Annotated in this window: 12 protein-coding genes; 5 read left to right on the plus strand and 7 right to left on the minus strand. The window is 69.4% G+C overall.

The genetic code is table 11. From position 1 onward, the window contains the following. Positions 1-7 precede the first annotated feature (7 nt). The 5 genes from ACWC91_RS18850 (at position 8) to ACWC91_RS18870 (ending at position 4,736) form a co-directional block, all read left to right on the plus strand. Positions 8-520: a Jag family protein gene (locus ACWC91_RS18850; RefSeq protein ID WP_141359858.1), complete on the plus strand. Its 513-nt coding sequence runs from the start codon at positions 8-10 to the stop codon at positions 518-520. Between the two features lie 116 nt (positions 521-636). Next, a complete protein-coding gene (gene rsmG / locus ACWC91_RS18855) occupies positions 637-1,353 on the plus strand; it encodes a 16S rRNA (guanine(527)-N(7))-methyltransferase RsmG (RefSeq protein ID WP_281154623.1) in 717 nt (238 codons plus the stop codon). Between the two features lie 252 nt (positions 1,354-1,605). Next, on the plus strand, positions 1,606-2,679 hold the full coding sequence (locus ACWC91_RS18860) for a ParA family protein (RefSeq protein WP_281154644.1): 1,074 nt from the start codon (positions 1,606-1,608) through the stop codon (positions 2,677-2,679). Beyond that, the gene (locus ACWC91_RS18865; RefSeq protein WP_225076443.1) at positions 2,676-3,794 is read left to right on the plus strand and encodes a ParB/RepB/Spo0J family partition protein; all 1,119 of its coding nucleotides are present in this window, start codon (positions 2,676-2,678) and stop codon (positions 3,792-3,794) included. Before ACWC91_RS18860 ends, ACWC91_RS18865 begins: the two co-directional genes overlap by 4 nt. A gap of 324 nt (positions 3,795-4,118) precedes the next feature. Beyond that, positions 4,119-4,736, plus strand: a complete 618-nt coding sequence (locus ACWC91_RS18870) for a GNAT family N-acetyltransferase (RefSeq protein ID WP_450640996.1) — start codon at positions 4,119-4,121, stop codon at positions 4,734-4,736. 94 nt (positions 4,737-4,830) lie between these two features. Here the strand turns inward: ACWC91_RS18870 and trxA are convergent, their stop codons facing one another. The 7 genes from trxA to ACWC91_RS18905 all read right to left on the minus strand — a co-directional run bounded on the left by trxA (position 4,831) and on the right by ACWC91_RS18905 (position 14,665). Further along, complete coding sequence (trxA, locus tag ACWC91_RS18875) at positions 4,831-5,163, minus strand: thioredoxin (RefSeq protein ID WP_141359862.1); 333 nt, start codon at positions 5,161-5,163, stop codon at positions 4,831-4,833. A gap of 43 nt (positions 5,164-5,206) precedes the next feature. Continuing rightward, positions 5,207-6,178 carry a thioredoxin-disulfide reductase gene (gene trxB, locus ACWC91_RS18880; RefSeq protein ID WP_225076441.1) on the minus strand — a complete coding sequence of 324 codons (972 nt, stop codon included), beginning with the start codon at positions 6,176-6,178 and terminating at the stop codon, positions 5,207-5,209. 169 nt (positions 6,179-6,347) lie between these two features. Beyond that, on the minus strand, positions 6,348-7,208 hold the full coding sequence (locus ACWC91_RS18885) for an anti-sigma factor family protein (protein WP_281154624.1): 861 nt from the start codon (positions 7,206-7,208) through the stop codon (positions 6,348-6,350). Next, positions 7,205-7,975: an RNA polymerase sigma factor SigM gene (gene sigM / locus ACWC91_RS18890; RefSeq protein ID WP_376501239.1), complete on the minus strand. Its 771-nt coding sequence runs from the start codon at positions 7,973-7,975 to the stop codon at positions 7,205-7,207. The genes ACWC91_RS18885 and sigM overlap by 4 nt, the downstream gene beginning before the upstream one ends. A 26-nt stretch (positions 7,976-8,001) precedes the next feature. After that, a complete protein-coding gene (locus tag ACWC91_RS18895) occupies positions 8,002-9,720 on the minus strand; it encodes a protein kinase family protein (protein WP_225076438.1) in 1,719 nt (572 codons plus the stop codon). Positions 9,721-9,838: 118 nt separating this feature from the next. Next, positions 9,839-12,169: a murein biosynthesis integral membrane protein MurJ gene (murJ, locus tag ACWC91_RS18900; RefSeq protein ID WP_450640999.1), complete on the minus strand. Its 2,331-nt coding sequence runs from the start codon at positions 12,167-12,169 to the stop codon at positions 9,839-9,841. Between the two features lie 45 nt (positions 12,170-12,214). Beyond that, positions 12,215-14,665, minus strand: coding sequence for a DUF6049 family protein (locus tag ACWC91_RS18905; RefSeq protein WP_225076436.1), 2,451 nt, complete (start codon positions 14,663-14,665; stop codon positions 12,215-12,217). Positions 14,666-14,867 lie beyond the last annotated feature (202 nt).

The raw sequence follows: 14,867 nt of genomic DNA on the forward strand, positions 1-14,867 counted from the left end.
CCATCCCGTGACGGAAGGCACCACCTCCGCCGCTGCCGAGGGCGCGGACGCCCTGACCCGCCTGGAGCAGGAGGGCGAGATCGCGGCGGACTACCTCGAGGGTCTACTGGACATCGCCGACCTCGACGGTGACATCGACATGGATGTCGAGGCCGACCGCGCCTCTGTCTCGATCATCAGTGACACCGGCGGTCGCGACCTGCAGAAGCTGGTCGGCCGTGACGGTGAGGTGCTGGAGGCACTGCAGGAGCTCACGCGCCTGGCCGTGCACCGGGAGACCGGCGACCGCAGCCGCCTGATGCTGGACATCGCGGGCTACCGCGCCAAGAAGCGGACCGAGCTGTCCGAGCTGGGTGCGAAGGCCGCCGCCGAGGCCAAGAGCAGCGGCGAGCCCGTGAAGCTGAAGCCGATGACTCCGTTCGAGCGCAAGGTCGTGCACGACGCGGTCAAGGCCGCCGGCCTGCGCAGCGAGTCGGAGGGCGAGGAGCCGCAGCGCTTCGTCGTCGTGCTTCCCGCCTGAGCGGTCCCACGTTCCACCGGCCCCGTCTGTTGCGCAGGCGGGGCCGTACTTTGTCAGCCTGGTAGTTCTGATGGTCGGCGTCGAGAGCGCCGATGTGGTACGGAAGGACGGTCCCCGTGACGGCGGAAGCGGAGCTCCCCCCTGCGCCCGAGCAGGCACGTGACGTATTTGGTGATCGCTTCACGGATGCGGTCCGGTACGCCGAGCTGCTGGCCGAGGCAGGAGTGCAGCGAGGGCTCATCGGCCCGCGTGAGGTACCCCGTCTGTGGGAGCGGCATCTGCTGAACTGTGCGGTGCTCTCGGAGGTGGTTCCCGAGGGGGTGACGGTGTGCGACGTCGGTTCGGGCGCCGGTCTGCCGGGTATCCCCCTGGCCCTGGTCCGGGAAGACCTGAAGATCACGCTGTTGGAGCCGTTGCTGCGGCGCACCAACTTCCTCACCGAGGTCGTGGAACTGCTGGGACTCGACCACGTCACCGTCGTCCGGGGCCGTGCCGAGGAAGTGATGGGCAAGCTCCCGCCGGTGCATGTGGTGACTGCCCGCGCGGTCGCGCCGCTGGACCGCCTGGCCACGTGGGGCATCCCGTTGCTGCGTCCCTACGGGGAGATGCTCGCCCTGAAGGGGGACACTGCCGAGGAGGAGCTGAAGAGCGCGGCCGCCGCCCTGAGCAAGCTCGGCGCGGTGGAGACCTCCATCCTGCATGTGGGTGAGGGCATCGTGGATCCGTGCTCCACCGTCGTGCGGGTCGAGGTCGGGGAAAGCCCGGGCGGAGTACGCTTCGCGGCCAAGCGGGCGAAGGCGGCGCGGACGGGGCGGACGCGACGGCGCCGATAGCCGCCCGTACTCCACACAAGCTGCCAAACCTCCGCATGCCGGAGTGTCGCGACAGTCCGGCCACGGCCGCTGTGCATCGTGTTTCACGTGAAACGTCGCTCACTGTTGCACGGCATCATCAACCGTGGCCGCGCTGCGGCCCAACCCCGCGACCGCAAGCCTCTCAGCCCACTCGGACAGGGAACGGAGTTGTCCACAGAGGTGGATTTCTCCACAGAACGTCAGGCCTCACTGGTTCACAACCCCGAAGGCATGGGAGGCTCTGTTCATTGCGAGCCTGAAGTCGAGGAGAGTGAATCCTTGCGGTCCGACGCCAACATTGCGGGACCGATGACCGATCCGGTCCCCGGTCCCCGTACCGAATCGATGGGGGAGGATGTTTCACGTGAAACGCCGCCCCCGATGGACGACACTCCCATCGGTCGTGCTGCCCAACTGGCGGTCGAGGCTCTGGGCCGCGCCGGCGAGGGCCTGCCCCAGCCTGAACAGACCCGCGTCATGGTGGTCGCCAACCAGAAGGGTGGCGTGGGCAAGACGACGACGACCGTCAATCTTGCCGCTTCGCTGGCTCTGCACGGTGCCCGCGTCCTGGTGGTCGACCTGGACCCGCAGGGCAATGCCTCCACGGCGCTGGGCATCGACCATCATGCCGAAGTCCCCTCCATTTACGACGTCCTGGTGGAGAGCAGGCCGCTGGCCGAGGTCGTCCAGCCCGTCCCCGATGTCGAGGGTCTCTTCTGCGCCCCCGCCACGATCGATCTCGCCGGTGCGGAGATCGAGCTGGTGTCCCTGGTGGCGCGGGAGAGCCGGTTGCAGCGGGCGATCCAGGCCTACGAGCAGCCGCTGGACTACATCCTCATCGACTGCCCGCCCTCACTCGGCCTGCTGACGGTTAACGCGCTCGTCGCCGGCCAGGAGGTCCTCATCCCAATCCAGTGCGAGTACTACGCGCTGGAAGGCCTGGGCCAGTTGCTCCGCAATGTCGACCTGGTCCGGGGGCACCTCAACCCCGCCCTGCATGTGTCGACCATCCTGCTCACCATGTACGACGGCCGGACGCGCCTTGCGTCCCAGGTCGCGGAAGAGGTGCGCAGCCACTTCGGCGACGAGGTGCTGCGGACGAGCATTCCCCGCTCCGTCCGTATCTCCGAGGCGCCGAGCTATGGGCAGACGGTGCTGACTTACGATCCAGGGTCAAGCGGTGCCCTCTCCTATCTTGAGGCGGCACGAGAAATCGCGCTGAGGGGTGTCGGTGTCAGCTACGACGCCACGCACGCCCACCTCGGCGCACAGGGTGATCCGAAGATGGTGGAGGGGATTCAGTGAGTGATCGACGGAGGGGGTTGGGTCGTGGTCTCGGCGCGCTGATCCCCGCTGCTCCGACCGGGGAGAAGCCGCAGGCTCCGGCGACGGCTGGGGGCGCGAGCTCCGCGTCGTCCACGGCTGTCCCGGTGCTGACCGGTGACCGCGGTGAACGGGGGGTGGCGGCGGCCAAGGTGACCACACTGCCGCCTGTTTCACGTGAAACATCGCCGCCGCCGGCGAGCAGCCCGGCTGAGATGAACGCGTCGGTGATGGGTGCCCACTTCGCCGAGATCCCCCTCGACTCCATCACGCCGAACCCGCGTCAGCCGCGTGAGGTCTTTGACGAGGACGCGCTGGCCGAACTCGTCACCTCCATCAAGGAGGTCGGACTCCTCCAGCCCGTCGTCGTCCGCCAGCTCGGTTCCGGGCGCTATGAGCTCATCATGGGTGAGCGGCGTTGGCGAGCCTGCCGTGAGGCGGGGCTCGCGGCCATCCCGGCGATCGTGCGGGCCACGGATGACGAGAAGCTCCTCCTGGACGCCCTGCTGGAGAACCTGCACCGGGCCCAGCTGAACCCGCTGGAAGAGGCGGCCGCCTACGACCAGCTACTCAAGGACTTCAACTGCACGCACGACCAGCTGGCGGACCGGATCGGCCGTTCCCGCCCGCAGGTCTCCAACACCCTGCGTCTGCTGAAGCTCTCCCCGGCGGTGCAGCGGCGGGTCGCCGCGGGGGTTCTCTCGGCCGGACATGCCCGGGCGTTGCTCTCCGTCGAGGACTCGGAGGAGCAGGACCGGCTGGCCCATCGGATCGTCGCCGAGGGGCTGTCAGTGCGGGCGGTCGAGGAGATCGTGACCTTGATGGGGTCGCGGCCGACGACGGCTCCTCGCTCCAAGGGCCCGCGTGCCGGTGGGCGCGTCTCTCCGGCACTGTCCGATCTTGCGACGCGTCTGTCCGACCGCTTCGAGACGCGGGTGAAGGTCGACCTGGGACAGAAGAAGGGCAAGATCACCGTCGAGTTCGCTTCCATGGAGGACCTGGAGCGCATCCTCGGCACACTGGCTCCGGGCGAGGGCCCGGTCATGCAGAAGAGCCTTCTGGACGGCGAAGAGCCGGAGGAGGAGATGGAGGGCTGAGCCCGTTCGAGGGACGGCTTCGTCTCGATCGATCAGCGCGGGCGGGTCGTGTCCGGTGTGTACCGGAACACGGCCTGCTCTTTGCTTTCAGGCGGTATCGATGCAATCGCATCGTCGGTACGATGCGATTCGGGTACGACGCATCCACCCGGCGGTACCTCTAGAGGGAGGCAGGGGCATGCGAACGGTAAGCCGCACCGGAATGCTCGGCGCGGTCTTGGGGCTGGGCGCGGTCGGCGGATTCGTCGGCAGCCTCCTCAAGGAACGCAGCGCTCTGACAGCCGCGCGTGGCGCCGCAGGCGAAGGAAGCGAGGAACCGCCTTCATGGGCCGTAGGCTCGTACCGCTCACGCTGGACAAACTTCAAGACCTTCCCCAGCGCTGCCGTGCGTGCGTCTTCTGGGAGCTGGACCCCGTCAGTGGTGAAGCAGCGCTGAAGGCCGGCACGTCCGTGGCGGAAAAGGAAGCGTGGATCTCCGCGGTCCTGCTGGACTGGGGCTCCTGCGGCCGTGTCGTCTACGTCGATGACGCGCCCGTGGGCTTCGTGCTCTACGCTCCCCCCGCCTACGTCCCTCGCTCCACGGCGTTCCCCACGAGTCCCGTCTCTCCGGACGCGGTGCAGCTGATGACCGGCTTCATCATGCCGGGCTACCAGGGGCAGGGGCTGGGCCGTGTGATGGTCCAGACGGTCGCTAAAGACCTGCTGCGGCGGGGCTTCAAGGCCATCGAGGCATTCGGGGACGCCCGATGGAAGGAACCCGCCTGCATGCTCCCCGCCGACCATCTGCTGGCCGTGGGGTTCAAGACCGTCCGGCACCACCCGGCCCACCCGCGGCTCCGGCTGGAACTCCGGACGACGCTGTCCTGGAAGGAAGACGTGGAAATGGCGATCGACCGGTTGCTGGGCGCCGTGCAGAAGGAACCGGCGCTGAGGCCGCTGTAAGCGAGCTGCCACACACGAATGGGCCAACCCTGAAGGGTTGGCCCATTCGTGTTTCACGTGAAACATCGCCGCCGGCTCGGCGGCCCTGCCGTGATTACTCGGCGACGAAGTCCTCGAGGTCGCGAACGATCGCAGCCTTCGGCTTCGCCCCCACGATGGTCTTGGCGACCTCGCCGTTCTGGTAGACGTTCAGGGTCGGGATGGACATGACCCCGTACTTGGCGGCGGTGTTCGGGTTCTCGTCGATGTTGAGCTTGACGACCTCGATCTTGTCGCCGTACTCGGCGGCGATCGCCTCGAGGGACGGAGCGATCTGGCGGCAGGGACCGCACCAAGCGGCCCAGAAGTCCACCAGGACGGGCTTGTCGCTCTTCAGGACGTCCTGCTCGAAGGAGTCGTCGGTCACGTTCTTCAGGGTGCCGGCCACAGCGGGCTCCTTAACTGGTCGTGCGGTGGGGTGGTTGGAGGTCTCAGACGGTGGACTTCTCGGGCTCGGCCTTCTGCTCGTTGTCCGCGAGGGCCGCGAGGAAGCGCTCGGCGTCGAGGGCAGCGGAGCAGCCGGTACCGGCCGCGGTGATCGCCTGGCGGTAGGTGTGGTCGACCACGTCGCCGGCGGCGAAGACACCGGTCAGGTTGGTGCGGGTGGACGGCGAGTCGACCTTCAGGTAACCCTCCTCGTCCAGGTCCAGCTGGCCCTTGAAGAGCTCCGTGCGCGGGTCGTGGCCGATCGCGATGAACAGGCCCGTCACCGGCAGGTCCGACAGCTCGCCGGTCTTGACGTTGCGCAGCTTCAGGCCGGAGAGCTTCTGCTCGCCCTGGATCTCGGCGACCTCGCTGTCCCAGGCGAACTTGATCTTCGGGTCGGCGAAGGCGCGCTCCTGCATCGCCTTGGAGGCACGCAGGGTGTCCCGGCGGTGGACGACGGTGACGGACTTGGCGAACCGGGAGAGGAAGGTGGCCTCCTCCATGGCGGTGTCACCGCCACCGATCACGGCGATGTCCTGCTCCCGGAAGAAGAAGCCGTCACAGGTGGCGCACCAGGAGACCCCCCGGCCGGAGAGCGTGTCCTCGTTCGGCAGACCGAGCTTGCGGTGCTGCGAGCCGGTGGTGACGATGACGGCCTTCGCCTGGTGCACCGTGCCCGCGGTGTCCGTGACGGTCTTGATCTCACCGCTCAGGTCGACGGAGACCACGTCGTCCGGGATGAGCTCGGCGCCGAAACGCTCGGCCTGCGCACGCATGTTGTCCATGAGCTCGGGACCCATGATGCCGTCGCGGAAGCCGGGGAAGTTCTCCACGTCGGTGGTGTTCATCAGTGCACCACCCGCGGTGACCGCACCCTCGAAAACCAGCGGCTTCAGCGACGCGCGCGCGGTGTAGAGCGCCGCCGTGTATCCGGCGGGCCCGGAGCCGATGATGATCACGTTACGGACATCGCTCACGGCTTGATTCCTCGTCTCTGGACTGTGTCGTACGGCCGGTGGGAGCCTGTCTCACAGCTCTCACCCCACCCAACGGATCCTAAGGGGCATGCATTCCCGGTGTGCCGGGGCACACGGAGGCGCGACAGCGCACGGGATGCCATGCAGCGCGAGGACCGAGCGTGCGGGCTCAGGAACGCGCGTAGGAGTGCGACAGCAGCACCTTGGCCGTGACCTCCGGGTGGCGGACACAGGCCGCGTCGACCAGGTAGGCCGTGACGCGGGTGCTGTCGCCGGAGGCGTCGGGCAGTACGACGAGATAGGCCTCCTTGCCGTCATAGGTGCCCGCCCGGGCGGCGAGTGGGGTGCTGCTGTCGTTGATGCCCTGCCGTACGCACGAGGGGACCGTCTGGGGCCGGCTCTTCAGCAGCTTTGGCTTGCCGGTACCGGGACCGGAGTCCACGCCGAAGCTGTGCGGGGCGTGGGTGTCGCCCGGCGGCTGCTGTTCCTGGTCGAGGAGATCGGCGACGTCGTTCTTGAGAGTGCTCGCGGAGAAGGTGTCTGCGGACGTGATCGGACGGTCGTGCGCCGCGGTGTCGGATCCCTTGTTGTCGTGGAGCGTCGCCAGAACCACGGACGTCACGCCCAGGGCGGCGAGAGCGACGACGGACCCCAGAACGGCGACCCTGCGACGTCCCCGCCGGGCCCCTGTCTTGCGACCCGGTCCGGTGCTGGAGGCGCGAGGGTGACCGGAGGGGCGATCCGCGGCCGATGTTTCACGTGAAACACGCGTGCCACCCGAGACAGGGACCTCGGCGGCGAGAGCCGCATCGATACGGTCCGCCACATCGGCCGGCATGGCGGGCACATCCGGCAGGGAGCCGAGCAGGCCACGGATCTCCGTCAGCGACGTGTGGACGTCGGCGCATGGCTCGCACTCGTCCAGATGCCGCTGCAGCTCCGTTGCCTGGGCGGGGCCGAGGAGGCCTTCGGTGAGGTCGGAGATCTCCGTGACGTCCGGGTGCCCGGCCGCGTCTGTCGTGGATGTCACGCTCGCCCACCTCCGCCCTTCACAGCAGCTGAATCGCTTGATCCCGTGTCCTGCGTGTGCGTGCCTTCAAGACCCTTGCCCTTCGGACTCGTGCCCTTACGGCCCGTGCCTTCAAGACCTGTCGCCGGTGGGACGGATGTCCCCTGCGCCCGGTTCCGTCCCGCACCCGATTCCTTCTCGTCGCCGGTGCGGCCCGGTCGCAGATGGGTGAGCAGCGGCAGGAGTCTCGCTCTGCCCCGAGCGCAGCGGCTCTTCACCGTTCCGGTCGGTACATCGAGGATGCGGGCGGCCTCGGCGACCGGGTAGCCCTGCATGTCCACGAGCACCAGGGCGGCCCGCTGATCCGACGGGAGCGTGTCCAGCGCCTCGACGAGCTGCCGCTGCACGTCGTTCCTCTCGGCGGGCGCCGAGGCCGACTCGTGCGGCTCCAGCAGCTGCTCCAGGCGCTCGGTGTCACTCACGGGCGAGGTCTTGCGCGAGGCGGCCTTGCGGACCCGGTCCAGGCAGGCGTTCACCGTGATCCGGTGCAGCCAGGTCGTGACGGCCGACTGGCCACGGAAGGTCCCCGCGGCCCGGTAGGCGGAGACGAACGCGTCCTGCACGGCGTCAGCGGCCTCCTCGCGGTCGCCCAGCGTGCGCAGGGCGACCGCCCAGAGACGGTCACGGTGGCGGCGTACGAGCTCACCGAAGGCTTCGGGGTCGCCCTCCACATGACGGGTGAGCAGCTCCTGATCGCTCGCTCCGCCGTATCCGGCGCCGTCCGCCATCTGACCCCTTCCCTCTCGGTGGGACGTCAGCCCGTGAACTTCACGTCGGTGATGGCCTGCTTGTAGCCGGATCCGCTGTAGCCGTCACTGGGGGCCATGGGAACGTCCGTGAGCCACAGAAGCACGTACTGCGTCTTCACCGACTTGGTTGCCTTCACCGTGAGAGAGGACCTGCTGGTGGTCGCGGTTCCGATCTCCTCCATCCCGTTGATCCCGGTGGAGGGGCTCAGGGAGTCGGCGGCGTAGAGATGGACCGTCGTGTGGTCACCGACGTAGCGCAGCCCTATCGACGCCGTCGAGATCTCCTTGACAGAGCCGAGGTCGTAGACGATGCCCACACCCGGTTTGTAGGGAGCGAGCTGTGGGCCGTCGTTGTAGCGCTTGGTCCGCCAGTACGTGGAACTGTCCCCGTCATACGTCTTGTCGACGTCTCCGGGAGCCTGTGCGTCACCACTGGCGACGTACTCCCGTGCCCCCTGGATCTGGAGTGGCTGGGCCGGCTTCGGCTGGTTGTCGTTCTTGTCGCCGCCGTCCTGGGTCTGCGACTGGGGGTCGTCGGACTTGCCTCCCTGGTCCAGCAGGGCGTCCGCGAGCTGCCAGCTGCCGAGGCCCAGGGCGGCGATGAGGAGGGCCGAGACGGCCCACTTCAGGGCCTTGCCGGTGCGGCTCTGCAGCGGGGGCGGCGGGGTCGGGACCGGCTGGGTGACCCCGGGATGCGGTGCCGGACGGCCGTACGAGCCCTGCTGGTAGGAGGTGCCCTGGTACTCCGGTGGCGCGGTGAATGTCGGCTCCGGCGGCCGCACGCGCGGCATCTCACCGATCGCCTTGACCAGTTCCTCCGGGGTGGTGCACGCCGACTCGTGCCGGGAGGCGGTGGCGCCGTCGTTGACGAGGGCGCGCATGGCGAGTTCGGACAGCCCGCGGTGGACGCCCGCGCGCACCTGGTCGGGGGCGATGAGGCCGATGTCCTTGGGCAGGCCGGACATGCCGTAGGCGTCGCTCTCGTACGGCCAGCGCTGGGTGAGCGCCGCGTACAGCAGGGCGCCGATCGCCTCGGTGTCCGTGCGCTGCGGGGTGTCGGAACTGATGCCGCGCAGCGCTGCGTTCACGGCGAGGCCGCGGACCCGCCACTGACCGGTGGAGGTGCGCAGCACGGCATTGGGGTTCAGGCGCAGATGGGCGAGGCCCTCGCGGTGCGCGGCGGCCATGGCGGAGGCGATCTGGCTGACCAACTGGTAGGCGTCGTGCGGCTCCAGAGGGCCCGAGGCCAGAAGCGTGGTCAGCTCCGTCGCGTCGGGCAGCCATTCGTGGACGACGTAGACGAGGTCGTTCTCCTCGACGGCGTCGAGCACCTGCACGAAGCGGGGATCGCCGAGCAGCGCGGAGGAGCGGGCCGCGGCCAGCACGGACCGGGCTCGCGTATGGTCCGCGGGCAGGATGTGCACCCCGACGGCGCGACGGAGCTTCTCGTCCACCGCTCGCCAACTGCTGAACCCGTCCAGACGGGTGACGCACTCCTCGAGGCGGTAGCGTCCGGCCAGTTTGTGGCCGCTGTGAAGTTCGGTCGGTGAGGCCTTCTTCCCGGGACTCTCCGTCCCGTCGCTCCCCTGTGCCTCGTCGTTGTCCGTGCCCCGATCCCGGTTCTGGGCCACCCCGTCGGACGTGGACTGGTCCGCCTCGGCGGTCAGCGACTGCTCGCCGCTGTTGTCTGCCACGTCGACGGCAGCCGTGATCCGTTCCGCCACCGTCGCTCCTGCCTCCCCATCCATCGCGCGCTGTCCGACGCCGAATCCAATTGTGCCCACAGTCCGCCGCTATGCACGACACACGGCTGCGGACGATGGTTGTGCGCCTACCCCCGACTCAACGCCCCAGGCGCCCGCGGACCATGCCCACGAGACCGTTGATTTCCTCGATGCGCATCCGGCGGGCGGCAACGAAGAAGACTCCGAGCAGCAGTGCGCCACCGGCCAGCAGCGCGACGAACGACCCGAAGACGCCCTGGCCCAGCGAGTGGCCGATGCCGTAGCAGGCCGCGCCGCTGACCAGTGCCGCCGGCACCGAGGCGATGCACAGCCGCGCGTACGTCCGCAGCACACGGGAGCCGTCGAGGTCGCCGCCCAGCCGCTGGCGCAGCCGGCGCCAGGCGACCCCGACGCCGATCGCGTATGCGAGACCGTACACGGCCGCCATGCCGGCCACGGACCAGCGGGCCGGAAGCAGGAAGTAACACAGGAGTGAGGCACCCGCGTTGACCGCGGCCACGATGACCGTGTTGTAGAAGGGCGTGCGGGTGTCCTCGTAGGCGTAGAACGCGCGCAGGACGACGTACTGCACGGAGTACGGGATCAGGCCGAGTCCGAAGGCCATGAGCATGTAGCCCATGTTGGTCGCGGCCGTGGTGCCCTGGGAGCCGAAGATCAGCGTGCACATCGGGATGCCGAGCGCGAGGAACCCGAAGGAGATCGGCACGATGGCGACCGCCGTCGTCCGCAGACCCTGCGAGATGTCGTCCCGGACCGCGCCGGCGTCGTTCTCGGCGGCCGAGCGCGAGATGCGGGGCAGCAGGGCAGCCATCAGCGAGACCGTGATGATGGCCTGGGGCAGGCCCCAGATCAGCTGGGCGTTGGCGTAGGCGCTGAAGCCGGTGCCGTCGATGTGCGTGCGGGCGACCGCGGAGGTGGCCAGCTGAGTGACCACCAGGGCGCCCGCCTGGTTGGCGAGGACGAAGAGGACCGTCCACTTGGCCAGCATGGCGGCCTTGCCGAGGCCGTGCCCCTTCCAGTCGAAGCGCAGACGGAGCTTGAACCCGGTCTCGCGCAGGTACGGGATCATCGCGAGTGCCTGCACGACGAGGCCGAGGAGCACGCCGACGCCGAGCAGTCGCTGGCCTTCCGGCGGGATGTTCGTGACGGTCATGTGGGAGTTCGCGGCCGTGCCGTAGACCCACAGGAACGTGCCGAGCGTGAAGATGATGACGATGTTGTTCAGGACCGGTGTCCACATCATCGCGCCGAACTTGCCCCGGGCGTTGAGGATCTGCCCCATCACCACGTGGACGCCCATGAAGAAGATCGAGGGCAGGAAGTACCGGGTGAAGGTGATGCCGACCTCGTTGGCCGCCGGATTGCTGGCGACCGAGTTGGAGAGCATCCGGACCAGAAGCGGCGCCGCGAACATCGTGAGGGCGGTGAGTGCGCCCAGTGCGACCATCACCAGGGTGAGCAGCCGGTTGGCGAACGCCTCGCCCCCGTCGTCGTCCTCCTTCATGGCGCGGACGAGCTGCGGGACGAACACGGAGTTCAGGCCGCCGCCAACGGTCAGGATGTAGATCATCGTCGGCAGCTGGTAGGCCACCTGGAAGGTGTCGCCCAGCAGGGCCGTGCCCAGTGCGGCCACGATCATCGCCGAGCGGATGAACCCGGTGAGCCGGGAGACCATCGTGCCCGCCGCCATGACGGCGCTGGACTTCAGCAGTCCCGCGGCCTTCCCGCCCTTCTTCGCCGCCGGAGCGGGGGCGGGCTCGGCCGCCGGGGCAGGGGCCTGGGCGACGGCCGGTGCGGCGGCGTACGGTCCCATCGGTCCCGCCCCGGCGGCCGGGGCCGGGGCGGGACCGGGAACCGAGGGGACGGCCATCTGCGGGCGTCCGTCCATGTCCTGCGGTGGCTGGTAGCCGTGCTGTCCCGGGCCCTGGTGGCCGTAGCCGCCCTGGCGCATGTCCGGACGGCCGCCCTGCTGCTGGTCACGGAAGAGGTGGGCGAAGGCGTCCGGCTCGTGGTGCTCCTCGCCGGAGTGGCTGACCAGGTCGTCGACGCCGACGAACTGCGTGGTGCGGGGATCCTCGCCGTGCGGCAGGCGCTGGGTGGGGCCCGACGGCTCCGGCGGCGGGGTCTGCGCCCACACACGCGGGTCGGGGGCGTACGGAGACTGCGTGGGGCGGCCGTACAGCGGCTGCTGCGGCCCGTTCGTACCGGGGGGAGGCGGAGGGTGCGCGGCGCGGTCGTACAGCGCCTCGCCGACCGGGTCCTGGGCGGTGAGATCCTGCGCCCGGTAGGGGTCCTCGTCGTAGGCGTCCTGGAGGTACATGTCCGCGGGAGGCTGCGGCGGCGTCTGGCCGTGCCCGGGCGGCGGCGCGTCGGGGTGACCCGAGCCGCCCACGGCCTGGCCGCGGTCACCGTCGTACGGCGCGTTCATGCTTACCCCACCTCATCGTCCCGGGCCCTCCGGGCCACGACATCCTCAACGGTCCACTTTCTCACCCGTGCCGGACGGGTCTGCGCTTTCCGCTGCGGTGTCCGGTGTCGGGTCACTCGGCTGCTCCGGGTCGTCCGCCCGGGACCGGGCGCCGGACTCTTCTGTGAGACGACCGGCGGTGCCTTCGAGGTTCTCCGGCCCACCGCCTACCGGCTCGTCCGCGCTCTCACCGGCTTCTCCGGCGCCGTCCCCACCGTCCTGTGCGTCCTCGGTGCTCCCGGCGGCGTGCGGGTCCCGGGCGGCATCCTTGGCCGCCGCCCGCTTGCGCTGGGTGTACATGCGGAAGCCGGCGAGGACGAGCAGCAGGACGCCGCCGCCGATGACCAGCATCACCGTGGCCGTGATCTCGGTGACCTTCACGTCGAAGGTGACGGGCGCGCCGTATTCCTGGCCGTCCTGCGTGTAGAGCTGGGCGACCACCGTCACGGGGCCGTTGGCGTTGGCCGACGTGGGGAACTTCACGGACTGGCTGTGCCCGCCGGAGACCGCGATGGGCTGCTCCGCGTACGCCTTGCCGTGGATCTTGAGGCGGGTTGGGTTGGTCGAGGTGAGCCGCAGCATCAGGTGGTCGACGCCCTGCACCAGGTTGTTCTGCACCGTCACCGGGATCGTGGCGCTGCGGCCGGAGAGCTTCGTCTCCGACTTGTCGATCAGCTTGACCTGCTCGGAGAGGTCGTCGAGGTACGCCTCCACGCCGTCCCGGAAGCTGGACGCCTCGCCGGTCCGGCCGCGCCACGACGTGGCCATCTCCCGGTTCATGGCCCGTCCGAAGGGCGTGACGACCCGGGACGGGTCGGTGAGGACGACCTGGAAGTTGTCGACCTTGTCCTGCGTCCTGGCGATCGCCCAGAAGGAGGCTCGCCCGAGTTCCTTCTTGCGCAGCGAGGAGGGGTAGTCCGCGGTGGGCGGGATCTTCGTGGTGGCCCCGGGGTCCGGCTTGGCCGCGGCGGCCGCGTTCAGGTCCTGCGACTGGGACCAGGTGCTCTGCTGGAGCGTGGTCAGCGCCTGCGCCATGGCCTGGGCCTGGGAAGCGGTGGGCATGCGCTGCGGGGCCACGACGATGCTGCGCTGCCGGCTCGTCTGGCTGTCGAGCTCCAGGCTCTGGGCGAGGAACTGCTGCACGGCGAGCGTGGTGGCGCCGGCCTGCGTCATATCGCCCTCGAACGCCGTCGACAGGCGGGCGTCCGCGACGATCGCCGTGGTGCCGCCGCCGATCGGACGGGCGGCGGAGGGCGTGTAGGTGAGCCCGCCGGTCTCCTGGAGGCTGTCGCTGCGCGTGATGACCTTGTCGGCGCCCGCGGAGGTGGCGACCTTGACGATCGACCGGTCGATGGCGCCGTCCACGGGCCAGGCGAAGTCCGTGCCCGGCTTCACGTGGAGCACCGTCTCCACCGTGCTGGCGGCGACGTCGGTGGCGTCCTTGAGCTGACTCAGTGAGCCGGTGACGCTCGTGCCGTTGTGGGCGAGGGAGGCCAGGTCCGGGTCTGCGAAGGGCAGGGCCACGACGTCCTTGCCCGCCACCGCCTGCTGGAGCTCGGCGAGCCACTTCTTGGCGACGTCCTGATGGGTGCCCGGCACGGGTGTGCCGTCGCCGGTCTGGATGCGGTAGTTGCGGGTCATGGCGTCGACGGACGCCAGCAGGTCGGGGTCGATCACCCAGGTGACGTCGAGATCCTTGCCCAGCGACAGCATCTGCTCCAGGCGTCCGCCGGGAGCGATGTCCTTGGCGAGGTCGTCGTCGAGGAAGACCGGCGTCTGTTGTGCTCCGGGGCCCGTCTCGGCCGTCATGTGGACGTCGGACACGAGCGGCCACAGATAGGTCGTCTTCGTCTTCGTGCCCGCGTCGTTCGGCTGCCACGGCAGGAACGTGCGCTGGATGCCCAGGACCTGCTCCCAGGGCTGGGCGGAGGTCTGGCCGGACAGCGAGACGGAGAGCTCGTAGACCCCGTTCGTGTCGAGGTTCAGCTTGTCGACCGGCACGGAGACGCTGAAGTGCTGGGCGACGCCCGGAACGAGCCGGGTGAACTTCTGGACGTACTTGTCGCCGACCTCGGGGCCGTCGGCGCCCGGCTCGAACCGGGTGCGCTGGGCCACGCTGTCGATCGCCGAGCGGGTGTCCAGCTCCGGGCCCACGCGCAGGCCCACGTGGGCGTCGGTGACGGCCTGCTTGCCCTTGTTCGTCACCGTGCCGGAGACGGTCAGCGTGTCCCCGTCCGAGGGGGCGCTGGGGCTGAGCGAGTCGAGGGAGACGGCCACCGTGCGCGAGCCCGACGCGGCCTGCTGGGACTCCTGCCCGGCGGCATGTGCGGACGGCATGGCGGGCAGCTGGAGCAGGGCGGCCAGCAGCGGCGCTCCGGCGAGCAGCGCCCCGGCACGCCGCAACCGGCGGCGGGCAGGTGAGGGACTGGTCCCCTGGAATTCTGCCGCCTCGGCCACGCGCTCGCCCGTCCCTCGTCGTCAGTGGTCGTCGGATGTGCGTCCACGCATGGTAACGATGTGCGCCGAGGGGAAGTGCCACGGAGGCGGCCCCAAGATCGCTGAACGCGAATGGACGCCCTGGATATACCCGTATCCAGGGATGCTGTTCGTTACATCACAAAGGCAGGGTTTGAGGAGGTAATAGAGAGGTCTGCCGCAG

This window comes from Streptomyces sp. NPDC001204 (assembly GCF_053598035.1).

Excerpts from the sequence above, each read along its gene's own strand:
- murJ (WP_450640999.1), bottom strand. The coding sequence starts at position 12,169 with ATGAACGCGCCGTACGACGGTGACCGCGGCCAGGCCGTGGGCGGCTCG.
- ACWC91_RS18860 (WP_281154644.1), top strand. The coding sequence starts at position 1,606 with ATGGGAGGCTCTGTTCATTGCGAGCCTGAAGTCGAGGAGAGTGAATCC.
- sigM (WP_376501239.1), bottom strand. The coding sequence starts at position 7,975 with ATGGCGGACGGCGCCGGATACGGCGGAGCGAGCGATCAGGAGCTGCTC.
- ACWC91_RS18870 (WP_450640996.1), top strand. The coding sequence starts at position 4,119 with ATGGGCCGTAGGCTCGTACCGCTCACGCTGGACAAACTTCAAGACCTT.